At 41.8% G+C, this 25132-nt stretch carries 23 protein-coding genes; 9 read left to right on the forward strand and 14 right to left on the reverse strand.

What is annotated here, in order from left to right; genetic code table 11:
- Nucleotides 1–107: 107 nt before the first annotated feature.
- Both BACINT_RS08625 and BACINT_RS08630 read right to left on the reverse strand, forming a co-directional pair.
- Nucleotides 108–1598: a UxaA family hydrolase gene (locus tag BACINT_RS08625; protein ID WP_007662271.1), complete on the reverse strand. Its 1491-nt coding sequence runs from the start codon at nt 1596–1598 to the stop codon at nt 108–110.
- A gap of 11 nt (nt 1599–1609) precedes the next feature.
- Nucleotides 1610–2665, reverse strand: a complete 1056-nt coding sequence (locus tag BACINT_RS08630; RefSeq protein WP_007662274.1) for a LacI family DNA-binding transcriptional regulator — start codon at nt 2663–2665, stop codon at nt 1610–1612.
- 406 nt (nt 2666–3071) lie between these two features.
- On the opposite strand from BACINT_RS08630, the gene BACINT_RS08635 reads away from it, so the two are divergent.
- From BACINT_RS08635 to BACINT_RS08655, 5 genes are all read left to right on the forward strand, one after another.
- Entirely contained in the window at nt 3072–4097 is a 1026-nt protein-coding gene (locus BACINT_RS08635) for a sugar kinase (protein ID WP_007662276.1), read from the forward strand.
- Between the two features lie 17 nt (nt 4098–4114).
- Entirely contained in the window at nt 4115–4783 is a 669-nt protein-coding gene (locus BACINT_RS08640) for a bifunctional 4-hydroxy-2-oxoglutarate aldolase/2-dehydro-3-deoxy-phosphogluconate aldolase (protein ID WP_007662277.1), read from the forward strand.
- 276 nt (nt 4784–5059) lie between these two features.
- On the forward strand, nt 5060–6985 hold the full coding sequence (locus BACINT_RS08645; protein ID WP_007662279.1) for an LruC domain-containing protein: 1926 nt from the start codon (nt 5060–5062) through the stop codon (nt 6983–6985).
- 112 nt (nt 6986–7097) lie between these two features.
- Complete coding sequence (locus BACINT_RS08650; RefSeq protein WP_007662280.1) at nt 7098–8201, forward strand: cytochrome-c peroxidase; 1104 nt, start codon at nt 7098–7100, stop codon at nt 8199–8201.
- Between the two features lie 510 nt (nt 8202–8711).
- Nucleotides 8712–9884 (forward strand): glycosyltransferase family 2 protein, encoded by a 1173-nt coding sequence (locus tag BACINT_RS08655; protein ID WP_021967306.1) that lies wholly within the window; start codon nt 8712–8714, stop codon nt 9882–9884.
- A 16-nt stretch (nt 9885–9900) separates the two neighbouring features.
- On the opposite strand, the gene BACINT_RS08660 is transcribed toward BACINT_RS08655, so the two are convergent.
- The 8 genes from BACINT_RS08660 to BACINT_RS08690 all read right to left on the reverse strand — a co-directional run bounded on the left by BACINT_RS08660 (nt 9901) and on the right by BACINT_RS08690 (nt 16071).
- Nucleotides 9901–10344: an N-acetylmuramoyl-L-alanine amidase gene (locus BACINT_RS08660; protein WP_007662289.1), complete on the reverse strand. Its 444-nt coding sequence runs from the start codon at nt 10342–10344 to the stop codon at nt 9901–9903.
- A 6-nt stretch (nt 10345–10350) separates the two neighbouring features.
- Nucleotides 10351–10446: a smalltalk protein gene (locus BACINT_RS24160; RefSeq protein ID WP_021966955.1), complete on the reverse strand. Its 96-nt coding sequence runs from the start codon at nt 10444–10446 to the stop codon at nt 10351–10353.
- 94 nt (nt 10447–10540) lie between these two features.
- Nucleotides 10541–11056 carry an HU family DNA-binding protein gene (locus BACINT_RS08665; protein WP_007662291.1) on the reverse strand — a complete coding sequence of 172 codons (516 nt, stop codon included), beginning with the start codon at nt 11054–11056 and terminating at the stop codon, nt 10541–10543.
- A 170-nt stretch (nt 11057–11226) separates the two neighbouring features.
- Complete coding sequence (locus BACINT_RS08670; protein ID WP_007662292.1) at nt 11227–11472, reverse strand: DUF4248 domain-containing protein; 246 nt, start codon at nt 11470–11472, stop codon at nt 11227–11229.
- 54 nt (nt 11473–11526) lie between these two features.
- Nucleotides 11527–13341 carry a bifunctional DNA primase/helicase gene (locus tag BACINT_RS08675; protein ID WP_007662295.1) on the reverse strand — a complete coding sequence of 605 codons (1815 nt, stop codon included), beginning with the start codon at nt 13339–13341 and terminating at the stop codon, nt 11527–11529.
- Between the two features lie 177 nt (nt 13342–13518).
- Nucleotides 13519–14541: a DUF7833 domain-containing protein gene (locus tag BACINT_RS08680; protein WP_007662298.1), complete on the reverse strand. Its 1023-nt coding sequence runs from the start codon at nt 14539–14541 to the stop codon at nt 13519–13521.
- A 328-nt stretch (nt 14542–14869) separates the two neighbouring features.
- Entirely contained in the window at nt 14870–15136 is a 267-nt protein-coding gene (locus tag BACINT_RS08685) for a hypothetical protein (protein WP_007662299.1), read from the reverse strand.
- A gap of 53 nt (nt 15137–15189) precedes the next feature.
- A complete protein-coding gene (locus BACINT_RS08690) occupies nt 15190–16071 on the reverse strand; it encodes a glycosyltransferase family 2 protein (protein ID WP_044154962.1) in 882 nt (293 codons plus the stop codon).
- A gap of 133 nt (nt 16072–16204) precedes the next feature.
- Between BACINT_RS08690 and BACINT_RS08695 the strand changes: the two genes are divergently transcribed.
- The 3 genes from BACINT_RS08695 to BACINT_RS08705 all read left to right on the forward strand — a co-directional run bounded on the left by BACINT_RS08695 (nt 16205) and on the right by BACINT_RS08705 (nt 19382).
- Nucleotides 16205–17377 (forward strand): glycosyltransferase family 4 protein, encoded by a 1173-nt coding sequence (locus BACINT_RS08695; RefSeq protein ID WP_021966952.1) that lies wholly within the window; start codon nt 16205–16207, stop codon nt 17375–17377.
- A 12-nt stretch (nt 17378–17389) separates the two neighbouring features.
- The gene (locus BACINT_RS08700; RefSeq protein ID WP_007662305.1) at nt 17390–18244 is read left to right on the forward strand and encodes a glycosyltransferase family 2 protein; all 855 of its coding nucleotides are present in this window, start codon (nt 17390–17392) and stop codon (nt 18242–18244) included.
- A 79-nt stretch (nt 18245–18323) separates the two neighbouring features.
- Entirely contained in the window at nt 18324–19382 is a 1059-nt protein-coding gene (locus BACINT_RS08705) for an acyltransferase family protein (RefSeq protein WP_007662306.1), read from the forward strand.
- 17 nt (nt 19383–19399) lie between these two features.
- Here the strand turns inward: BACINT_RS08705 and BACINT_RS24530 are convergent, their stop codons facing one another.
- Nucleotides 19400–19996 (reverse strand): glycosyltransferase family 4 protein, encoded by a 597-nt coding sequence (locus BACINT_RS24530; protein ID WP_232288755.1) that lies wholly within the window; start codon nt 19994–19996, stop codon nt 19400–19402.
- Between the two features lie 548 nt (nt 19997–20544).
- A complete protein-coding gene (locus BACINT_RS08715; RefSeq protein ID WP_044154964.1) occupies nt 20545–21492 on the reverse strand; it encodes a glycosyltransferase in 948 nt (315 codons plus the stop codon).
- 166 nt (nt 21493–21658) lie between these two features.
- Here BACINT_RS08715 and BACINT_RS08720 point away from each other — a divergent pair, with 166 nt between their 5' ends.
- On the forward strand, nt 21659–22549 hold the full coding sequence (locus BACINT_RS08720; protein WP_007662309.1) for an alpha-1,2-fucosyltransferase: 891 nt from the start codon (nt 21659–21661) through the stop codon (nt 22547–22549).
- On the opposite strand, the gene BACINT_RS08725 is transcribed toward BACINT_RS08720, so the two are convergent.
- Together BACINT_RS08725 and BACINT_RS08730 are read right to left on the reverse strand one after the other, a co-directional pair.
- Complete coding sequence (locus tag BACINT_RS08725; RefSeq protein WP_007662310.1) at nt 22550–23998, reverse strand: lipopolysaccharide biosynthesis protein; 1449 nt, start codon at nt 23996–23998, stop codon at nt 22550–22552.
- 26 nt (nt 23999–24024) lie between these two features.
- Nucleotides 24025–25131 carry a glycosyltransferase family protein gene (locus BACINT_RS08730; protein WP_007662311.1) on the reverse strand — a complete coding sequence of 369 codons (1107 nt, stop codon included), beginning with the start codon at nt 25129–25131 and terminating at the stop codon, nt 24025–24027.
- Nucleotide 25132 lies beyond the last annotated feature (1 nt).

Genomic DNA, 25132 nt, shown 5'->3' on the forward strand with positions numbered 1-25132 from the left:
CCTTTATTAATTCGCTGCAAAATTATAAAAAACAAAGAGCGGAGCAAAATAGTTTTTGCCCGCCCTTTATCTCTTCATTGTCAATTAGCTATCTTTTAATTGTCAATTTATAAAGTTACTCCTGTCTTGAAGATCGCAATTTCCTTGTAACCTTTCTTTTCGTTGTTTACGAATTCGCCGCTTGCTACCTGGATTATATAATCAATGAACCGTTCGCAAGTCTTTTCCATCGGTTCATTTTCTACGATGACTCCTGCGTTGAAATCAATCCAGCCCGGTTTGTTCTTTGCCAATGTGGAGTTCGTTGAAATCTTCATGGTCGGTACGTAGGTTCCGAACGGGGTTCCGCGTCCTGTAGTGAACAATACCATGTGGCAACCGCAGGAAGCCAGTGCTGTGGCAGCAACAAGATCATTTCCCGGTGCCGACAGCAGGTTCAGACCTTTCACTTTCAGACGTTCACCATACGGTAATACACCTTCCACATAGCTCTTGCCGCATTTCTGTGTACATCCCAGTGCCTTGTCTTCCAAGGTAGAGATACCACCCGCTTTGTTTCCCGGAGATGGGTTTTCGCCTACCGGTTCGCCATGTGAGAGGAAATATTCCTTGAAGTCATTAATCAATTTCACTGTTTCTTTAAATAGTTCCTCGTTGCGGCAACGGTTCATTAATATGGTTTCCGCACCGAACATTTCCGGAACTTCCGTCAATACGCTTGTACCGCCTTGTGCCACCAGGAAGTCGGAGAACATTCCCAGTAACGGATTGGCTGTGATACCTGAGAAACCGTCCGAACCACCGCACTTCAAACCCACGCGCAATTCACTCAAAGGAACATCCACGCGCTCGTCTTTGCTTGCTTTTTCGTATAGCTCGCGCAGCAACTTCATACCTTCTTCGTACTCGTCGCCCACCTTTTGAGTAACCATGAATTTTACGCGATCTTCATCGTACTCTCCCAGGAATTCGCGGAATACATCCGGCTGATTGTTTTCACAACCCAAGCCCACCACCAGAACTGCACCGGCATTGGGATGCAATACCATGTCACGCAGAATCTTCTTTGTATTTTCATGGTCGTCACCCAACTGTGAGCAGCCATAATTATGCGGATAAGCCATGATTGCATCCACACCCTTACCGCCTGTTTCCCGGCGCAAACCTTCGGCCAGTTGGTTGATGATACCGTTCACACAACCTACAGTCGGTATAATCCAAACTTCGTTACGAATGCCCACTTCGCCATTTTTGCGGCGATACCCTTTGAATGTCAGATCTTTGTGCGGAATATCCAGTGTTACACTTGTCGGATTGTAAGTATAGTCCAGCAATCCTGCCAGGTTCGTCTGAATATTATTTTCGTTCATCCACTCCCCTTGTTTCTTTGCCATACGTGCATGGCCGATAGGGTACCCATATTTAATGACGTTTTCGCCCTCTGCAAAATCTTTTAATGCAAATTTGTGTCCGGCGGGTACTTCCTCGTTCAGAGTGATTTCCACTCCGTCCACAGTGAGTTTTTCTCCTGCTGGCAGCGTTACAATAGCTACGGCTACATTATCAGCAGGGTTGATTTTAAGGTACTTAGTTTCCATAATTACTCTTATTATTTATTATGATAAAATTCAATATTTTCCTTCGTCAACAAGTCAATCGGCATAAAGTTCTCTCTTGGAACTTCCTTTTTGAAAATCAGGTAATCACATAGCGCCTTGATTCCGTCGAATCCCTGTAACTCCGGCTGTTGGGCTATGAGGAAAGATACGCTGCCCTCCATCAGACATTTCACGTTACGCTCCAGTAAGTCATACCCCATCAGATTAAAAGCTGTTTTTCTTTGTTTCAACAAGTACTCTCCAACGATATACACTTTTGAATTGAAAGTGATACCATTCTTCACGTTCGGATGTTTTCTGAAAAAGTCGTCCAGCATCTGTGCATCATCACTGTCCCGCTTGGCATGTAAGTCCAGTTCCCAAATGCGGCAGTGGGGGTGATGCTTCAACATATACTCCCGGAAACCGATTTCGCGGCGTTCCTGCTGGTTAGATCCCACAATACCCTCGTTTATTTTGCGGAAGATTACTACTTCCTGCTCATTTCCTGCAAGTAGCATCATCATTTTTGCGGCGAAGTATCCGCTTTGGTGAGAATTCTGTCCAAAGAAGGAAAGGGCGGGCTGATCTTTCAGATTTGAGTCTATATATATATAAGGTGTAGAACGTCGGTTCAATTCCTCTGTGAAAGATTTCGTATGCTGCGGCACGGTGGGGGCAAACATGACGCCGTCCGGTGCCTGTTCCAGGATGCCTTGGGCGACATTTACGAATGAATGATAATCGAACGGATCGTAATAGGAGAGGTCTACGGAGATATTGAAATCCGAATACGCTATCAGTGCATCGTGAATGCCGGCTTCTACCGCAGTCCAGTATTCGCCTTCCTCATGTTGCGGCAGCAGGCAGGAGAATGCGTATTTCTTGTTGGATGCCAGTGCGCTGGCGTACATATTAGGCTGGTAATCCAGTTGCTTCAGGATTTCTTCCACCCGTTTCCGACTGGCTTCCGACACACCACTACGGCCGTGTATCACACGATCTACTGTCCCCACTGATACATCCGCCATTTTGGCGATATCCTTGATTCTAATTCTTTCTGCCATCAGGTTATTTACAATTTACAATGTACAATTTACAATTCTGTGGTTTATCATTTACGCATTTCACAAGTTATCATTTACGCATTTACCATTTATCATCTGCGCTTTTTACAAGTCACTGCCTGTCTCAGCTTTTATCTGCATAGCCAAATTGTACATTGTAAATGGTAAATTGTACTTCCTCTTGTGCTCGCACACAATAATAATCTTAATATTTTCAGCACAAATATATGACAATTTTTGTAATTACGAAAATTGTTGTATCTTTGTGCCCGCACACGAAGGCTATGAAGAACGAACCATATTTTAGTTTACTCTCCATGGTATCAGGTGATTAAGGCTATTTTTGGCCCTAAAATGACAAATTGAAAGTTCTAAATTAATCACATATTAAAAAATAAATAAGATTATGGGAAAGAAAGTCGTTACATTAGGTGAGATCATGTTGAGACTGTCCACTCCGGGAAACACTCGTTTTGTTCAGTCTGATTCATTTGACGTAGTATATGGCGGTGGTGAAGCAAACGTTGCTGTCAGCTGTGCCAATTACGGACATGATGCTTACTTTGTGACTAAATTGCCGAAACACGAAATCGGACAATCTGCTGTAAATGCATTGCGCAAATATGGTGTAAAAACAGATTTCATTGCCCGTGGCGGCGATCGCGTGGGTATCTACTATCTTGAAACAGGTGCTTCCATGCGTCCCAGCAAAGTAATCTACGACCGTGCACATTCTGCTATCGCTGAAGCTGATGCAGCTGATTTCGACTTCGATGCCATTATGGAAGGTGCCGATTGGTTCCACTGGTCAGGTATTACTCCTGCTATCTCTGATAAAGCTGCCGAACTTACCAAATTGGCTTGTGAAGCTGCAAAACGTCACGGTGTTACGGTTTCTGTTGACCTCAACTTCCGTAAGAAACTCTGGACAAAAGAGAAAGCTCAGTCTATCATGAAGCCTTTGATGCAGTACGTAGATGTTTGTATTGGTAATGAAGAAGATGCAGAACTCTGCTTAGGCTTTAAACCCGATGCTGACGTAGAAGGCGGAAAGACGGATGCTGAAGGATACAAAGGTATTTTCAAGGCAATGGCTAAAGAATTCGGCTTTAAATATGTAATCTCTACTTTGCGTGAATCATTCTCTGCAAGTCACAATGGCTGGAAGGCAATGATTTACAACGGCGAAGAATTCTACGAATCCAAGCGTTATGATATCAACCCGATTATCGACCGTGTAGGTGGTGGCGACTCTTTCTCTGGTGGTATCATTCACGGTTTGCTGACGAAACCCAATCAGGGTGCAGCTCTTGAATTTGCAGTAGCCGCTTCTGCATTGAAGCATACTATCAATGGTGACTTTAACCTGGTATCTGTAGAAGAAGTTGAATCACTGGCCGGTGGTGATGCAAGTGGACGTGTTCAACGCTAAAAAATAGTTATAAGAAGATGGCAAAGTTTGATAAAATAGCTGTGCTGAACAAAATTGGTTCAACCGGCATGGTTCCTGTATTTTACCATAAAGATGCAGAAGTTGCAAAAAAAGTAGTGAAAGCTTGTTACGAAGGTGGTGTTCGTGCATTCGAATTTACCAATCGTGGTGATTTTGCTCACGAAGTATTTGCAGAAGTTGTGAAGTTTGCGGCAAAAGAATGCCCGGAGATGGCAATGGGTGTAGGCTCTATTGTAGATCCTGCGACGGCTGCCCTTTATTTGCAATTGGGTGCTAACTTTGTTGTAGGTCCGTTGTTCAATCCTGAAATCGCTAAGATTTGCAACCGCCGCTTGGTGGCTTACACTCCGGGATGCGGAAGTGTGTCGGAAGTTGGCTTTGCACAAGAAGCAGGCTGCGATCTCTGCAAGATATTCCCGGGTGATGTTCTCGGTGCAAAACTTGTAAAAGGCTTGCTGGCTCCGATGCCTTGGTCTAAGTTGATGGTGACCGGTGGGGTAGAACCTACTCAGGAAAACTTGACTTCCTGGATTAAAGCAGGTGTATTCTGCGTAGGTATGGGTTCAAAACTCTTCCCTGGCGATAAAGTTGCTGCGGAAGATTGGGCTTATGTTACTGAAAAATGTAAAGAAGCGCTGGCTTATATAGCAGAAGCAAGAAAATAAGATATTTCATTTTGTTTAAAGGTGTTTAAAGGGGACAACCATTGGAGTTGGCAGATTGTTGCTACTCCAATGGTTTGTTTTTTTATAATATACACTATTTCTTGTGGAGTATTTATAGTAAGCCCGGAAAACTTGTATATCCTATTCTTTTGGTTTTTATAAAACTTGTATATATTATTAAGTTTTATTCCTTGAAAACTTGTATATCTTATTATTTAATTTTATATTTGTAGCCAAATAAGCGTTTATCGAATTATATTATTAATATATATAGGTATGAAACAACGAAAGATGAAACAGATTGTGTTCCTGTCCCTTATGTCAATGCTTCTACTGGGTAGCTGCACGGATAGAGATGTGTATCAGGGAGGAGGAGAGGAGACCGGTAAGAATACCCCTCTCAAGCCTTCGGAAGTTTTTGACTTCAGCATGATGCAGCAGGTAAAAGTAAATGTGGACTACGGGTTTGCAGGTGATTATTATATCACTTTTGACCTTTATAGTCAAGACCCTATGAAGGAAGAAAATGATTCATGGATAAAAGATGAATCACTGTCTCCTGTCTACTCGGCTCCTACTGACAAGAAAGGACGATATTCAGGTACGGTTGAAATTCCTTCAGACATTACGGAAGTATGGCTCTACACTGATTATTTAGGTGCTATTTCACCGGTTAAGTTGACTATTTCTAATGGTGAGATAAACTATAATCAGAGTGCATACATTGCATCGCTGCAAACTAAGACAAGGGGTACAACAACTGGTGGCCATAATTATTTGGATGATTGGATGCTTATGCCTGGTGTAGACTGGGATGGATACGGTATGCCCAATAATATGGAGGCTGCCTTGAGTGCACCACCGGCAGAAATCTTATATAGTATTCGGAGTACGTACAGTAACATTAGCGGGCGCCAGATTAAGGACTTACATCCCGAATGGCTTAATAATAATACGACTTCTGAGATAAAGATAATCAAAGATACAGAGCTGAGCCTTGTCTTTGTGGCAAGTAGTGCCAGTTTTAACAATACAGTAGGGTATTTCACTTATAAATCAGGGACTGTTCCTACTCCGGAAACAGTTCAAAAAGTGCTTGCATTCCCCAATGCTTCTCCAATTTCTAAAGTTTCTGATGGAGAGCGTACGGGATCGTTGCTGTGTGGACATGAGGTGAAACTTAAATATTGGAACGAAGATGAGCAGAAATTTGAGGATAAGTTTCCTGCTGGTGTTACTGTAGGATGGTCTTTGCAGGCAAATGCATTCAAGTCTGGTGATATTTTGAAAGGTATTGGAATTCGTTATTCATATAGTACTATGAATTATGATAATTCACAGCGTGTAGTAGCTTTGCGTGATGGAGGTACGGATCAGATTGTAGCTATCGGCTTTGAGGATAATGTAGATTTTGATTATTGTGATGCTACCTTCTATCTGAAGATTGCAGAAGCAAATGCTATTGATCCGGGTGGTCCGGAATTGCCTCCGGTAGATCCTCCCAGCAATGTCACCACTACCTATAAGGGAACTTTAGCTTACGAAGACCAATGGCCGGCACAAAAAGATTATGATATGAATGATGTTGTGATGACCTATCAGTCTACTCTGTATCGAAATGTTGTAAGTAATAAAATTTATAAGATTGTAGATGAATTTATTCCACTCCACAGTGGCGGCACACACATTTGCGGTTTTGGATATCAGCTCCATAATCTTACACCGGACAGAGTAAGAAGTATCGAAGTTTCGGGTCCTGACGGTTGGAAAATAGAGACGGCTCAATCGCATCCTACTGTAATCCTGTTTGATAATATGAAAAGCGTTTTAAATCAGAAGTTCACCGTAACCATTGAATTGGCAGATGTTGATTTGAGTCAGGTGACACCTCCTTACAATCCTTTCATATTCGTTAATGGTAGAAGCAGGGAAGTGCATCTGGTAAATTACGCACCTACGGATAAAGCTGATAAGTCATTCTTTAATACGAGTGATGATATGTCAAATATCGATGAGGGAATCTATTATATCACCCGCTATGGAGAAGAAGTAGATATTATGCCGTTTGCCATTAATCTTCCTATTCTCGACTTTAGTATTCCTACAGAAGGTGTGAAGATATATGATACCTATCCTGATTTTATTGGTTGGGTAAAATCAAAGGGAACCACGAATAAGAATTGGTATAAGAATAAGAAGTAAATAACAACTTCTTTGAGTAAAAAGAGTTTTATCTATGGCAAAACATAGATAAAACTCTTTTTTTTATTACTTTTGTCTAGTCAATGATGAATAACAGAAAAAACGCTATTGTATGAAACAGCAAGCACTATTGTCTATTTTGTTTTGTGGCGGAATAATAGGAGGATTTATCTCCTGTAATCATTCCTCATCACTTCAGAGCCGGAAAGAGGCGTTAGGTAAATTTATTTTTCAAGATACCCAGCTTTCTGAGCCTGCAGGACAATCATGTGCAACTTGCCATACGGCTGATAAAGGTTTCGCTGACCGTGATTCCCGCATTGTATCCGAAGGTGCTGTTCGCGGCCTCTACTCCCAGCGTAATTCTATGACTATTTGCTACTCTATGTACGTTCCTTCGCTCTATTTTGATGAGGAAGAGGAGACTTATGTAGGTGGACTCTTTTGGGATGGACGTTCCCCATCATTGCAGCACCAGGCAGGCGAACCATTCCTTAATCCTGTAGAGATGGGAAATCCCGATAAAGAATCAGTTGTAAACAAGGTGCGTCGTGCATCGTATTATCCTGAATTAGTACGTCTTTATGGTGAAACCGACAATGTAGATTCCCTCTATGCTCATATCACGGATGCGCTTTCCATTTATCAGCAATCCGAAGAAGTAAATTCTTTTTCCTCCAAATATGATGCATGGGAGAGAGGGGAATATGTCTTTACAGAAACAGAAGCACGCGGAATGGATCTCTTTGAAAATAAAGGAATGTGTGCTGAGTGCCATATCCTGGATAAAGATGAGCGTGCCGGACGTGTTCTTTTTACCGATCATACTTATGACAATCTTGGTATTCCGCGTAATCCGGAAAATCCACATTTTCGTGTGCCGACCGACTATTTTCTTCTTACTCCGGATAGTATTGACTTGGGATTAGGTCCCATTGTGGGCAAAGAAGAAGAAAATGGCAAATTCCGTGTTCCTACATTGCGCAATATTGCTTTGACCGCTCCTTATGGGCATAATGGTTATTTTAAAACTCTTGAAGAGATCATTCACTTTTATAATGTACGCGACGTGAGTGATGAATTTCCTCCTGCCGAGTGTCCTGCCACAGTCAATCGTGATGAGTTGGGAAACCTTGGTCTGACCCCTGAAGAAGAGGCCGATCTCGTTGCATTCATAAAAACGTTAACAGATGATTATGAGAGTATTCGAAAGTGATTATAACCGTAAACAAAGTTGGATAAATTTAAAAATATGTTATAAAACACATGTTTTTTCGTGCGACTGTTTGCGTGCACGGGATTTTTTCATACCTTTGTATCGCAGTTGAGAAACTGCTCATGATTTTGACTTTTAAATAAATTAGTTTTTTAGTTTTCAATAAAGGATTAGTTAGGGTAAAAAGATTTAGTTAATAGTTTTTCATAGGCTAAAATTTGGATTAAGAAAATAGGTAATTAGGTATAAAAGGTAAAAGAGAAAGTTTGTTTTTATAGGTAATTAGAAGTTTTATTTTTGGTAAAAAGAAGATTGATTTTTAGGTAACAATGATGCAGTTTAAAAGAAAAGCCTTAAAGGCTTTTCTTACAGAGGCGAGAGGTTCGTGAGAGCTTGCTCGTTTTTTTATGTCCCAAAGTGAAAAATGGGACATTTTCTTTTTTTAAGAAATGATGATTATTTCAGTCATTCTTTGTATATTTGTAGCATCATCTACATAAAAAATTAATTTTGGAACAGATACTGCTTATACTCGATTGGGTTTTATACGTATTGTTTGCAATAAACATATTGTATTTATTAGTTTATAGCTTAGCATCACTTCGCCGTAAACCTGCTAAAATGGCTCCGGCTAAGGAACATAAACGGATTGCATTATTGATTGCGGCATATCGGGAAGATGCTGTAATAATGGATACGGTACAGGCTTGTTTGGTACAAGATTATCCGAGTGACAGATATGATGTAGTGGTGATTTCAGATCACATGCAACCTTCTACAAATGAGAAACTGCGTGCATTACCTATAAAACTGCTTCAGGTAGATTTCGAGAAGAGTACAAATACAAAATCTCTGAAAGCTGCCCTTGAATATTTGGGTAAGGATTCCTATGATATTGCTTTGATAATAGATGCTGATAATATAATCAATTCCTCCTATCTTGTGGAACTGAATAGTGCTTTTGCTTATCCTAAAGTACAGGTGGTTCAAACGCATCGTATTGCAAAGAACCTGAATACTAATATGGCCTATTTGGATGCTATCAGTGAGGAAATCAATAACTCTATATTCCGTTTGGGGCATGTGAATTTAGGGATGTCGGCAGCTTTGATAGGTTCCGGTATGGCTTTTGAGTATTCTTTGTTTTATAAAGCTATGATGAGTAACACTTCAGTTGGAGGGTTTGATCGGGTTTTGGAAATGAAGCTGCTTTATCATCGCATCTTTTTTCATTATTTGCCGGATACCTATGTGCTGGATGAGAAAATACAGAAAACCAAGAACTTCTATCAGCAAAGGCGACGCTGGTTGTCTGCCCAGTACTATAGTTTTGGTGAATTTGTGAATCATCTGTTTCCGGCTATTCGTGATCGAAAATGGGATTTTTGCGATAAACTTTTTCAACAAGCCTCGTTTTCGCGGGTGTTATTGTTGGGGTTTACCTTTATCTTTTCAGTGTGTTTTTCTATATGGTTCCCGGCATTGGCTTATAAATGGTGGGTGATATTTGGGGTGCTATTATTAGCGTTGGCTGTTGCTATTCCCCGTCGTTTCTGGAAGTGGCGTCTGGTAAAGGCTATTTGTTTTGTTCCTTATTCATTTTTGCTGATGTTTATCAATTTGTTCCGTTTGAAAGAGGCGAACAAGAAGTTTATTCATACGGCACATGGGATAGAAGAATAATAGAGAAAGAGAGGTGTCACCACCTCTCTTTCTCCACTTCAAAGCACGGACATTCCTTCGTCCACTCCATCGGTTCCACCTCCCCGTTTCCATTCACATCCGGACTCAGATCCCGGTGTCCCACTACCCGTGCCTCCGGATAATCCATTTTCAGCGTCCGCACCAGTACCCGCAACGAATGTCGCTGCCACTCCGTCCGGGTGTCCTTTGCCAGTCCGTGGCTGTCCAGTCCACCCTCATAACAGATACCGATTGAGTGAGCATTGTACCCACGCGCGTGGGCACCGACCCTCTCGACCGCGCGTGTGGACTTGATATCACCGTTACGGCGAACGTAGAAATGATAGCCAATGCCATCAAAACCACGGAGGCGGTGGGCGGTGTCCAAGTCGTGCTCGGTAAAGGGGCGGTCCTCGCGGGTGGCACTGCAATGGATGACGATTAAATCGATCTTCCTCATACGTGTTTACAAATTCATCGCATTTGCACTAAAAGCGCCTATTATAGCCGAAGCCACCGCGATGATTACCTTCAAAATCTTGTCCCAAGTCGTTTTTTTCATAAGAGAGTTTTTTAGTGATTAGTGATTAGTGATAAATGATAAGCAGGCTGCGCAGCCTTTAATTTTTAATTTCCAAAGCCTCCGGCTTTAGACCCTATCCCAGCGGATCATCCTCAATACCGCCGTCTCCGCCATCGCCACCAGTATTTCCGCCACCGGAATTGCCACCGGACGAGCTGCCGTCTTCGGACACTAATTCGAAGGTGATGTTATTGGCACCCCCTCTGGTACTGGCATTGCTGTCGTTCACCAGACGCAAGGTGTTGGCCACCTTGAAACGGATGTTGACACGTTCGATATTTTTCACCGTACAGTCCTTGGCCACTTCGGTGGCGCGACATTTAAAGGTGGTGTGGAAAATTCCGAAACCGTCTAGGCGGACACTGTTACCGTCGGTCATCACCTGGCGCATCTGGCGCACAATGGCTTTACCGACGTGTACCACGTCCTCGGCCGACATTCCGCCCAAGGCTTCGATGTCCTGCGCGATGCGTTCGAGGTCGAAGATCTTTGCATCTTTCGATTTACGTTTCAGGGTGAAAACCATCGGAGATGCTGCGTCTCCGATTTTCTTGTGGCGCTGTGTGCGCACTACTAAAGCGTTTGACATGTTGAGTAATGTTTAATAGTTAATAATCAATTTTTCAACGTTGATGCAACAAAGGTACAGCATGAGGCAAGGGAGGAGGGACGTTAAGGGAGGCTACAGGACGTTACAGGACGTTATGGGAGAATAAGGGACGATAGAGTCGATTTTGAAGTGCAAAAAAACGGGGAACCTTAAGGTTCCCCGAAAACATTGACGATGAGTTGTACCTGTGCAGGCGTATAGTGTCTGCTACCGCGCTTCATACCCGTGGCCAGCAAACGTTCTTCCAGTCCCGGAGCCGTGCGTATCCACTCGTTGAATTGCTTGACGGCGGTATGCTGGCACACCCCGCGAATGTAGCACATTGCCAGTTCGCCTTTCCCGTAAGTACGTATCGGGAAGTGGGCGTCAAGGTTTGAATCATCTTCTTTTTTCATGCGTTAAAGTTTAGGTTGTTTACTGCTTTAAAATATATACAAATATACTGATTATTAATCGAATAAACAACCTTGATCGGAATTGTTTTTTAACCAATTTTCATTATCGAATTTAGTGTTTACCGGTCCCGGTTTGTCACCGTCCGGTCCGTGCACGATGTCTTCCTCGCAAGGCCAGTAACGCCCGTTGATGCGGTTGTAGACAAACTTGGCATGGGTATAGCCGCTACCCAAGTGCTTGAAACGGACTTTGTCTATGTAGACGGTGACAAGTTGTTTGGCATCGTCGCGGTTCACGCAGAGACAGTAGTCGGACATATTGCCGAAGTTGGCCGAACCGTTGATGTCGTTCATCTCCACCCGGCGCAGTTCTCCGGTGGCGGTGTTGCGGTTCATCTTGCGCGGGTGTGCCACGAGGATGACCAGGCATTTATGTTGCGCGGCGAAGCGTCCCAGCTTGCCCAGCAGCGAGGTGATGTACATCAGTTCCGTCTGCCCCGGTTCCAATTGCTGGTCCAGGCGGTTCAGCGGGTCGATGACGAGGATGCGGACTCCGCGACGGTATACCAGTTGGCGGGCTTTCTCCAGGATATGGTCGATGGTGCAGGCCTCGGTGCCCGGCAAGATGTGCGTCACGTTGGCTGTCAGCCAGTTCACAGCGTGGTTGTACAGCTCTTCCGTCATGCCCGGGCCGGGGCCGAATTGCAGTCCGGTCAACTTTTCAATCAGCTTGGCATGATGGTAATTGACTGGCAAGTTTTCGGGGCTGAAGTAGGCTATCTTCCACTCATGGCGCAGGCAGAGGCGCAGGACAAGTTCGTCGACGAATTCGGATTTCCCGTGTCCAGCCATTCCCGACACCACAACGTTCCGCCCGGTCTCAAAAGTGCAGTTCGCATCAAAGTTTTCCCAACCCGTATCAGCACCACGGCACAGCCCGTTTTCGAAGAGCGCACGCAGGTCTTCCCGGTAGTCCTCGGCGGTGAATACGCCTTCCAGCGGGATCTCTTCGGCTTGCGCCAGAGTGATGAGAAGACTTTGAGCGCCGTAAAGAATCAAATGTTCATTGGCGTCCTTGCATCCGGGGCCGAAGTGTACCAGGCGGCAACGCTCCGCTCCCAGGCGGCGGACGAGTTCATGGCGCAGCGCTTGTCCGGCTCCGTCCTCGTCGGCAGCGATGTAAATCACTTTCTTGGGTTCGAAGTGCGACTCCACGAACCTGTCCATCCATGTGAGGTTACTCTGCGCACCGGCGGGCACGGAGATGACGTCTTTCCGCCCGGCAGTCATGAAGGCGCAGGCATCGAATTCGCCTTCGGTGATGATGCACTCCGGAGTGTCGGCAATGGCGTCGATATTGTATGGGATGAGTTCGGCGCCGGTCACCATTCTGAAGTGTTTCAGTGCGCTGCGGTACTTGGTGTTGATGAGTACACCATTCTCGAAGTAATTGAAGCAGAGGTAATTCTCTATCTCGTTGCTACCCGGTAGTTTGATGCATTCTTCAGTGATGTGCAGTTCGGCGAGCAGGTTTTGGGCGAGACAGCGTTTTTGCGTCCAGTATTTTTCCAGTTTCTCACTCAACTTTGCTTTTGCAGGGTCGAAGGTGGGGCGGCGGAAGTGTGAGGGCAGTTGGCTGGCTTTCCGGCGTTGTTCCCGGCGTTGTTGGCGTTGGCGTTCTTCGGCATCGTCGGGCACGTAGAGTTTGTAGCCACAGTGATGGCAGTAGCATGTTCCTTCGCTCAGGTTGACGGAAAACGATTTGTCTCCTTTGTGTCCGCGGGTGTCGTTACACTGGGGGCAGATGGTTTTGATTTTGCCGCTGTTGCGGCCTTTGGTGTCGATTCCGTACTGATGAAAATTTCTCATTGTTCGTTGGATTGTTTTAAGTTTATACTTTTAAAAATCGTTTGCTGATGCCGCACTTCAACGCCCGCGATGCCACATTTCGCGGGTGCCGGTGCCACACTTGGACGACCACGAAGTGTGGCATCGGTCTTGCTGAAGTGTGGCATTGGAGGCGTTCGGGTGTGGCGTTTACTCCGCTCAGGTGTGGCGTTTTTGGGGCTTGGGTGCGGTGTTTTGTGAGCTCCACGAATGCGTTGCCTCGTTCCAGAAAGCGGTCGCGTCCGGTCGGGGTGGGGCATCATCGGGGATGGGGCAGCCCAGATAGGTGCGCCGGCCGTTGACGAGCTGCTCGTAGCGGTGGGGGTCGGGTGGGGTAGCGGACGGCTGCCCGACATCGAGGGCAAGCAATGCTGCATGCAGGGCTTGCGAGGTGCGTTGCTCTTTGGTATAGTTGTTGAAATAATTGCGGGCTTCCTCCGGACTGTCTATGCTTTTCTCCTTTCCGTGAAGCAGCACATGGTCCTTGAATATTTCCAGTGCCTCTTTGAATCGTCTGCTCAACAGGGAACTGAAGCCGCTTGTCATGCAGACTCTGTCCTTCCATTCGCTGTCTTGTGCAAGGCTGTCTATCAGTTCCCGCCAGGGACGGAAAGGCGGCATGGCATTTTGCGCAGCTTGTAATTCTCCGTCGTCGTCGCCGTTCTTTTCAACGACGAAGTCGTTGTTTCTATTCTCATCTTCTCTTCTCTGCTCTTCTCTACTCTTATCTCCTCTTACGCGCGTGAAGCCGGGTTTTCCTTCTTTGTTGTTGGAATTCTGTGAGTTATCATCATTTTCCATCTCTTTGTTTTTATCAAGAGTTTCCTTGTTCTCTGGTAGTTCTTCATCAGTTTCTTGTGAGTTGTCCGGCAGATTCGGTGCAGTTTCCATACTGTCTTTTGCAGGTGAGTTATAGCTGATGGTTGACTCGAACTCTTCTCCTTTTATGATGAAGAGCTTGTAATTTTGGATGATTTTCCTCATGTACGCTTTTCCGAATCCTTTTCTATTCATGGTATTCAGTTGCTGGAAAGAGAGTTTTCCGTCCGGTTGGATGTGAAGGGTTTCGATGATGTACAAATACGTTCCGTATCCTCTTCCTCCTTCATGGTCAATGAGTGCGGATAACCTTTTGTCGTTCGACAGGTCATTGGGGTGTTTAAACCATGCAAATTTTTTCATGTTTAATGAGTTGGTTAATTTTTAGTTTTTATTCAGGAAGGATAGAAGGGCTTCATAGTGTGGGGGGAAAGCTGTTCGGCAGTTGTATCGTTCTTAAATATGGTGCGAAATTACATATTATTATTGATGTATAAAAACGTACAAATGTAGGGTTAATGAAGTACTAAATACCTACAATGTAGCTGTTGGGGCTCTTTTTATTTCATTATGGAACGTAATCCCTACAAAGGTGTTTTTGCGTGTTTTTTCAAAAAAAAATAAATGGAGGAGCCCTTTTTGCTGGTAGATTTATATAGTTGTGAGACATAAGTTTCTGTGTTACACAACTTTACTGTTTCTTACTCGTTTGGTGTCCGCCAATTTCTCTTGTACTTCTGCGAACGTGTCCTAACATTCGTTTCTCACTGTCAGAGAGATGCTTCTTGTCTTTATCTGCCAACAGATAAGGAATAACTTCTGAGATAATTTCCAACTGGTCCAGTAACGGATTCTTCTTGTGTTTTGCTTCGCATTCAAAGCGAAGTTCTTCTCCGCCTTCTATGCAGAGAGTTAAAGTACATTTTTGTTCATGATAAAATAATATAAAAAGGCGCAAAGATGGTGTTTGCCGGTTAGAATATCTTGACTTTCAGATGTTTTTTTAGTAGACTACAATTTTGAAGTGATAAGTCCTTGGAGTGTACCGTGGAGAACAGATATTGTTAACCGGCATTTACCATGAAGCAGATACATCACAGCTTTCTTGGGAGCGGCGATGAGGGAGAGATAGAGGCATGACAGGATTTTCTTTCCTCCCGATATATTTCGGCGTGCATAGAGGATACGAGCGCGCGATAAGTAAAACTCTCTTAGTGGGGTCCCTTTCCGAGCTGTCATACTTTCTTTGTGGTAGACTACGGCGGCCGGCTCATACCACAGTTTGTATCCGGCGCGGTGCATGCGGGCCGACCAGTCGAATTCTTCGTAAAACAGGAAGTAGACTTCCGTCATGGGGCCTATTTGCTGCAGCACATGACGGGGTACCATCATAGCGGCGCCATGTAGTGAAGCTGTTTCGCGGGCCATCCGGTATTGGGGCTGGTCTTTTTCATTGAATCCGATGGAGGCGTTTCGCAATGTGATGGGACTGAAGGGGGTGAAACCTGCATATTGCAACGTATCGGGTGCATAGCTGTATTTCAGCATGGGGGAGACACCACCGTTCATCTTATCGGTTTCAAGTCGCCTCACCAGTGCTTCCAGCATTGGCTTCTGTATCAGTGTGTCGTTATTGAGAAAGAAGAGGTATTCTCCTTGGGCTACTTTCAGGCCTGCGTTGTTGCCTCCGGCAAATCCGGTGTTGGTATTTTGTATAACCTTTATTTCCGGATATCGCTTTTTGATTTCTTCACCTTCGGGAGTGCGCGAACCATTATCTGCCACTATGATTTCATAGGGATAGGTTTCATATTTGCGGAATGAATCTATCATTTCGCAGGTATCGGCAAGACCGTTGTAATTGACGGTGATGATGGAGACAAGTGTATTCATGGCCCTTTTATCCTTCTTTTTTATCTTATGTCTACAAATATACATTTTCTCTCTTGATTTTTTCTCTCACAAATAGATATATATGCAAAAAAAATGGTTTCTTTGTAAAAGCAACAAACAAGAGGTCCGTTATATGAAGAAAACTAGGATAGCTTATTGCATTCCCGCCCTTTATTATCCCAGTGGTATGGAGCGTGTTCTTACGTTGAAAGTCAATTATTTGGTTCAACACGGATATGAGATTCATATCATTCTGACAGATGGAGGGGACAAACCTCCTTATTTTCCTCTGGCTCCTTCCATTGAGTTACATCAACTGAATATCGATTTTGAAGAACCTTATCGTTACGCGTTTCCTCGTCGGGTATGGCTTTATCAGAAACGTATGCGCATACTGAAAACAAAACTGAACGAATGCCTTTGTGCAGTGAAACCTGATATTACGGTGTCACTGTTGCGACGTGATATAAATGTTATTAACCAAATGACCGATGGTAGTGTGAAGATGGGAGAAATTCATTTTGACCGTATCCATTATCGTAACTTTAATATTTCCTGGTTACCTTCCTGGCTTAATACCTATATTGAACGTCACTGGATGAGATCATTAATACGTGAGTTACGTCAGTTGTCGAAGTTTGTAGTCCTGACGCACGAAGATGCTGCTTTCTGGCCCGAATTGCAGAATGTCTGCGTTATTCCTAATCCTGTATCCTTTTTTCCTGATATCGTTTCTGATTGTACTCATAAGCAAGTCATTGCTGTGGGACGCTATGTTGCGCAAAAAGGCTTTGACCGTTTAATAGATGCTTGGCGTATAGTGGCAGAGAAACATCCTGACTGGATTTTGAAAATTTATGGTGATGGACACCTGCGTGACCAGTTGCAGCAGCAAGTAGAGGAACTGAGATTGACGAATTGTTGTTTCCTTGAACATTCTGTTTCAGACGTCGTTTCCAAGTTTTGTGAAAGTTCTTTGTCTGTGTTGAGTTCGCGTTTCGAGGGTTTCGGATTGGTCATTGTAGAAGCGATGTCCTGTGGGCTTCCGGTCGTAGCTTTTACTTGCCATTGTGGACCGCGTGATATTATTGCTGATGGGAAAGATGGGCTTTTGATCCCTGAAGGGAATGTTGCAGGGCTTGCCGATGGCATCAAACATTTGATTGAAGATGAAGAATTACGCCGTGGGATGGGGCAGGAAGCACGGCGGAAAGCTGCCGAATATAAGATGGATGTTGTTGGCGCACAGTGGATTGAATTGTTTGAGTCATTACTTTCTCATCCTATGCAGGATAGAGATAATTAATATAATTTGATTATGAGTTGGTACAGTCGCTATTTGCAGGTTTATGAGAAAAGTTTCGATGAGGTGGCTTTTGCCGGAATCATTTCGGAAGTATGTTCCAATTTGAAACAGCTTCAAAGCACTACGCCTTTGGTTACAGTTTCCATTATTGCATATAATGAAGAGAAGCATTTGCTGGCTTGTTTGTGGGCGTTGAGTGAGATGAAAACCCGTTATCCCATTGAAATCATCGGGGTAAATAATGATTCCCAGGACCGCACTGCCGACATTTACAGTGCTGTTGGCTTACCATTTTATACAGAGTTGCATCATAGTTGCGGCCATGCCCGCCTTTGCGGGCTGATGAATGCGCGTGGAAAGTATCATATAAATATTGATGCAGATACACTTTATCCTCCCACTTATGTAGACGCCATGATTGAGGTTATGGAGAAGAACCCTGATGTGATGGGGGTTAGTGCAACATGGGGCTATTATCCTGATAAGCAGCATTCGCGTATCGGACTTTACCTATATACACTTTCTCGTGATTGCTATTTGTGGTTGCTGTCTTTCAAGCGTCCGGAACTTAGCGTACGCGGTTTGGTATTTGCTTATCGGACAGAAGAGGCTAGAAAGGTTGGTATTCGCACTCATATCATCCGCGGTGAAGATGGAGCTTTGGCATTCGGCCTTCGTGAATATGGGCGTCTTGCTTTTCTTAGAAATTCTAAAGTGCGTGCTGTAACAGGATATGGGACAGTAGGTGGGGGCTCCTTGTCAAGAAGCTTTTGGAAGCGGGTGTTGCAAGCATTTACGAAGATAAAGCATGTGTTTACAACAGCTAAGGAGTATAAGGATGAAGAGTCGAATTTGATAAAGAAGTGATTTTTTCTCTCTTTATTTTTTATCTTTTCAATAATGGTATATCTTTGCATGAAGAATATTTATTGATTTAGATAAAAAAATGATAATAAATAAGCAGGAGTCTGAAGCACTTAACATCACCCGGTTTGTGATGAGTATCTTTATCGTGTTTTTTCACGCTTATACATCGGTGCAAATATATGATTATTGGAAAGACCTTCCTGTGTATAGAGGGGTTGCACGTTTTTTCTCATTGCAAATTGGTGAGATGGGAGTACCCGTGTTTTTTCTAATATCAGGCTATCTTTTCTTTGGCAAATATCAGCAGACGTGGATGTGTTATAAGAGTAAAATGCAGAAACGTTTTTACTCATTATTCGTACCATATATATTTTGGAATGCTTTTATTATTGCCGCTTATTATGTGGCTGAATCCATTCCGACTATACAAACTTTGTTTAATGAGGGTGGAAAGTTAGTACATGATTTTGATTTACATGATTTCCTGTTTGCTTTTTGGTCACATAAAGGGGGAAATCCTATTCTTACTCAGATGTGGTTTGTCCGTGACCTCCTTCTTCTCGTTATATGTGCGCCTATCATATATCTTTTGGCGCGTTATGCCAAATTTGTAGCTATATTCTGTTTTGGATTAATATGGTTCGTAAAATGGGAAGTTCCGAATTGGGAGAGTGGTCTTCTTTTTTTCTTCATAGGTGCTTGTTTTAGTATATATGGCAAAAGTATAACAGAAGAGGTGCGAAAGATAGCGCCATTTCTTTTTATTCTCACCCCATTATTATTGCTGGCAGACTTTTTATTGAGTGGAACTACCACTGGTTTTTATGTGCATCGTACACTGATTTTTGTAGGAGTATTTTTTATTATTGCTTTAGTAACAGTACTGATAGAGAAAAAGAAAATACATGATATTGTATTTCTGACTTCTGGCAGTTTTTTTCTTTACATCATTCACGATCCTATGATTCGTTTTGTTCGTAAGTTTACTCTTCGCTGGATAGATCACACCAGTGAATTTCAGGCGATAGCTATATATTTTGCAGCAGTAGCAATTGATGTTGCTGTTGCTTATTTCGTCTTTTGGTGTTTACGAAAATGTGCGCCCGGTTTCTTAAAATGGTCGACGGGAGGACGATGAAATGTAGTTGTTTTTACTTATTGAAGATATTTTAGTAATACATTGATTTCTCTTTGATAGGATAACTGTTTTACATCATAATCCTGATATATATCTATATTGATAGCACCATTTACAATTAGAGAAAGAAGGCGATTCAAATCTGTACTATCTTCTTGTTTTATGAAGGAACCATATTTTTCTTGTTCGATTAAATCAGCTGCACCTCCTACATTTGTGCTGATAATGTAGTTCTTGAAACGTTTGGCTTCATTCAGGACAATTCCGTAGCTCTCCCAGCGTGAAGTGCATACAAAAACTTTAGCCCGATTGTACCATTCCCATAAATCTTTTTTGCTGTTTACTTTTCCTATAAAGATGATTTGTTCCTTCTTTTCGGGATGTTTTTGGTAGAAATGTTCTATGGCTTGATGAAATTTTTCTTCTATAGGACCTATTAAAATAAATTTCCATGCCTTCAGTTCTATGCATTCCAATGCATCCAGAATCATTTCGGTGTTCTTTTGATGACTACCCAAACGCCCTACAGTAATTATCAAATTTTCTTTTTGTTGAAATTCCCGCTCTGAAATCCCGGATGTGGCAAATTCTTCTTCATCAAAAGCATTAGGCATCAGGACTAGTTTTTGCCTCATTGGTTTACTGAATACGCTATTGTTACATAGGAAATTATAAGCTTGGGAGGTCTCACATGACAATACATCTACGTTTTTTAGGCAATTTGTGTACAATATCTTTCGTAAAGTTTTTCCTAAAAAAGTATGTCTTGTCAAATCCCATTCCTGACCGGAACTTGTATCCAGTTTAACGTAAACTTGTCCATGTTTGTTTAATAGTTTATAGAGTAGAATATTGATTAATGTTTCCAGTTTCCAATGAAAACACATCAATAAATCAATGTGTGAAGCATTCTGAAACAAGTATTTTATGTAAATAGGGATTCTTAGGTATGGATTATGTCCTAATGGCTTCTTGGTAAATGTCAGTCCTTTCTTTGATAGAGTAGGGATGAGCTCGGCTACCTTCTCGGAGTAGCCACAACAGATTTCTGTTTGATAGCCCAAGGCCTGTCCTAAATAGTAGGGTACCAATACTACATCTTTCCCGAACTCTAACGAGTTAAGTTTTCTCCAAAGAAGTGTTAGTCTCTTTTTCATGAGTTTTAGTTTTTAAGCCAGAAAACAAGCCAATTTTTTAACTTGACGTATTGGGATAGATGTAAACGTTGGAAGCGACAGTAAGTTTCTATTTTCTCAAGTGTTTTCATTTTATGACCCAACCAAATGACTGAATTTAATGTCTTTCTTAAATACAAGTCAATAATAGCACTCCATTCAACATGTTGCTGCGTCCAACTACGTATTTGTGTACAAACTAAAGTATATCCCTCGATATTGTGCATACTAAAACTTGCCGCCATAGTCGAACTATTTCGTACTCTGCGTTTAAAAAATGGTTGCGGTATGTAGCCGACTCGATGAGCATTCAGCATGATTTGTACCACAAAAATAGTATCTTCATGAATTATTCCGGAAGGGAATCCTCCGAAATATTGCTTGAGGAAAGAATGCTTCGTAAAGCATAGCCAGGGAACAACGTAGAATATCTCATATTCTAATTCATAGTGCATTAGTTCTATTCCATCCCAAATTTTTTGTTCATCTATTTTTCCTTTCCTGCAATAATTGAAAGTTCCTGATGAAGTGGAAGTCTCATGTATGGTTTTTGCGTCGAAAGTAACAAAGTCAAGTTCTTTTCTTTCGCACATTTCGTAACATTGTCTTAGGGCATCTATATCCAGAATATCATCACTATCCATGAAATAGATATATTGACCGGTAGCCAGTTGTAAACCATTGTTGCGCGCTACCCCTTGTCTCTGGTTGGGTTGGATAAGATATTTTATTCTATTATCTTTTCTGGCATATTTTTCAATAATATATTGACTATTGTCTGTGGAACCATCATTGATGAGGATTATTTCCAAATCTTTCAGCGTCTGGTTGCAGATACTGTCTAAAGCACTATGTAAATAGGTGGCTGTATTATAAACAGGTATAATAACAGAAACCTTGATAGACGGGTTGATATCAGAACAATTATTCATCATTATATGGTTTTGATGCCGGACAAATGTAATAAATCTAATTAGATTTTTTTCTATTTCACCGGATAAATATCTTGTATTCCGGTCGTCATTCTGCTCTAAAAGTCTTATCTTTACCTGAAAGATAACAATCAATCTTTATTTTATTAGTGAATAGTTTTTTTGAATTATGATTTATATTCGATTAAGTGGTCGTTTTGGTAACTATTTGTTTCAAATAGCTGTTGGTGCTTCCCTTGCAAAGAGGTATGGTACGGATTTTAAGGTAGTAGTGGCTCCTGATACAGAGGCAATAACTACTATCAGTGATGAATCAATGTGGAAGTATGTTTCTTCTTTTAAAGAGAATATTTTTCGTGAAATAGAATTTGTGCGTGAGGCGCCAGTTAATATTCCTTTATATAGTTGGCGTGATTTCCCATACAAGCCAATTCCTTATAAAGGCAAAGATTTGTTGATTGACGGATATTTTCAGTCTTATAAATATGTTGATACAGATTTGTTGCGACAATTGTATGCTATGCCTGAAGAAATAGGAAATAATTTGAAGCAAAAGTATAGAGATGTTTTGAAGCGATCTTTTACTTGCATTCATGTACGTCGGGGAGATTATCTCAAGTTACCTCATCGTTTTAGTATCTGTTCATTGGCCTATTTTAGGAAAGCTATTGAACAAATTGGAGAAAATTCACTTTTTGTAATAATCAGTGATGATTTGAAATGGTGCAAGAAGCACTTCAAAGGACAGAATTATGTGTTTGCAGATAAAGGGAATTCTATGTTGGAGGATTTCTATTTGCAAAGTTTGGCTGCAAATAATATAATTAGCAACAGTTCTTTTAGCTGGTGGGGAGCTTGGTTGAATATGAATCCAGATAAAAAAGTGTTTTATCCGAGCCCGTGGTTCGGACCGCACTATTCTCATTATGATACATCCGATTTATGTCCGAATTCCTGGATTCCTTTACCTAACCGAACTCCGCTTCGTTATCAGTTAAAATCGATATGGATACGACTGGCAATGAAAGTAAGGCATCGATTAGAAAAAAGTAAGAGGTGATTAACGTTTGCGAAAACACTTTTTGACTTTATTTATGATGTCATATTCTTTACGCCATTGTATATAACTTCCCCATAAGAGTAATGTCAGAAAGCTTTTTATGCAAAAACTTATTAATATATTCCAATTGATCGAATAGAAGGAGATGATATACAGTAGCCCTCCTATGAACAGTGTAATAAATAAGGGGGAGATGAGTTGGCTGTACAAATGTAATATACTGCGATGGAACTGATAATGATAGAGTTGCCAATAGCACTGTATGAAACTCAATATGTAAGATATCAACATGCTATAGGCAAAAGCTTCCAAAGTACGGAAAAATAGAATACATATTAGGAATCCGGTGCAGGTGACAAAGGCTGTAAAGATGCCGCAGATGAAAAGTCCGCGTGTATCGTTACTGCTTTGGAAGAATGAACCGGACGATGACATTACAATTTGCAGTCCAACGCTCAGTGAAAGTATTTGAAAAGTAGGTATGGAAGGTTCCCATTGGGGACCGAATACGAACAGCATCAGTTCGCGTCCACAGAAGAAGAGGAGGATGCCTAAGGGGAAACCGATAAAAGCCAGAAGTCGCACCATTCGTTCGTTAATAGTAGCCAGTCTTTTTTCTTCTTTTTGGTAATCACTTAGAATAGGGTGTAATACAGGAGTGATGACATAGGTAATATTTTGTATGGGCAGGGACATCAGACGATAGGATTTTTCATAATAGCCAAGTGGTGCCATACCTATGTATTTTCCAATCAGCATCTTGTCTAAATTACGAATGAAGTAACTCATTACGCTAAAGAGAAATTGATACATGGAATATGCCCATATTTTTTTGAGACTGTCTATGCCCCATGTCCATAGGAGTTTTTGGGGATATTTTCTTAGGGAAATGAAATAAATCAATGCACTAGACAAAATGGGTTGGATAAGTAGTGTATAGAGCCCGGCTCCCATTAAAGCAGCTACAATAGCAAGAGCACCTACTAATATTTGAATAATAAAAGTCCGCCATGCGATAAACTTGAAGTCTTTATCTTTGAAAAATAAAGTATTAGGTACGGTTCCGGCTGATGCAAAGAACAAATTCACCGATAGAAGCTGACAGATAGGAAGAAGACGGTTATCTTGATAGTAGTTGGCGATAAAGCCTGTCGATGAAAAGAATAATGCGCTCAGTATGATTCCTATCCATACTGTAAACATATAGATTCTGTTTATGTCTAACGATGTCAATTCCTTATTTTGAACAATAGCGGAAGAAATTCCTATATTGGTGAAGATACTGAAGAAGTTGATAAAGACAGTAGCAATAGCAACAGTACCAAAATCGTCGGGACACAATAGGCGTGCCAGGATAGCCATTACAACCAATGATATGACCAAGCCTGAATATTTAGCTATTGCCGTATAGAATACTCCAGAGAGCATCTGCTGTTTAATATTTGCCATGATTAGTCCTGTTTTTAGGAATGAACTTATATGCTATCATACACTTTTTTCATTTGTTCCTTCCATGAGAGATTTCGAATCGAATCTCTGATTTCTTGTGGAGGAGTCGTTTGCTTTTTGCAAAATGCTATTACCTTTGAAATTTCGATTGGAGTTTCATCGGCTGGTGCTTTCAGTATATAAGGCATTTTTTCAAAATCATCGTCTGTTTCTGAATAAATGAATCCGAAACCTCGTGCTGCATATTCCCGGTTTTTCAATGTCTTAATATTTTGTATACCACTGCGGTGACGGGCCAGACTACCGACTGCAAAATCAGCTTTTTCAAAAAGTACATCTAATTCTTTTCCATGTTTTGCACCATGAAGAATCACGTAGGGAGATAGCCCGTATGTGTGAATTGGCATTTCTATTTCTTGTCGTTCTCTCTCACCTGAAAGATTGCCTACAATGTGAAAATATACTTTATAAGTAGGATTTTGTGTATAATACTCTTTTAATCCGTTTATTATACGGTCGAAGCCATGCCAAAAGTGGATTTCGGCAACGCCTATTAAATGTAGCTCATTCTCCATTGTATGTATCTGCTGACGTAAGGGGATGGAGCTGAAATCAATCCCATTGGAAATGCGGATGGTACGCTGTCCGAAAATCACGGTATCATTGGAAAAGGTCACTATGGCATTTAATTGTTTACATAAGTCATGACGGAATATCTTGTCTATACACAAGTTTAACTTTTGGTCAATAAACTCTTGATCATAAGGATAGGTTGGTATTTCCAATACAACTTTGGCTCCTAATTTTTTAATAGCCTTTACAAGGTGTATCGTGAATGGATTGGCATTATGGTAATAACGGATATATACTAATGAAATCTGTTTTTCTCGGATATAGCGGATGATAGGAGCGAATGATATTCTTTTTTTTATTTTTGCAATAATACCTTTTCCCAGATTTACCAAGATATTATTATCAACCATCCACTGCCTTTCCCCGTTTTCACAAACTTCATAGTAGCAGGTATGTACATCTAAGCCACATTGCTTAAACGCATCTACTTGATACCTAATTTTCTTACTGATACCGTTGTACTCTTGGAAACCATAAAATATAAGAAATAATGCTTGCATA

Source organism: Bacteroides intestinalis DSM 17393 (genome assembly GCF_000172175.1).
In the GTDB taxonomy this organism is placed as follows: Bacteria; Bacteroidota; Bacteroidia; order Bacteroidales; family Bacteroidaceae; genus Bacteroides; species Bacteroides intestinalis.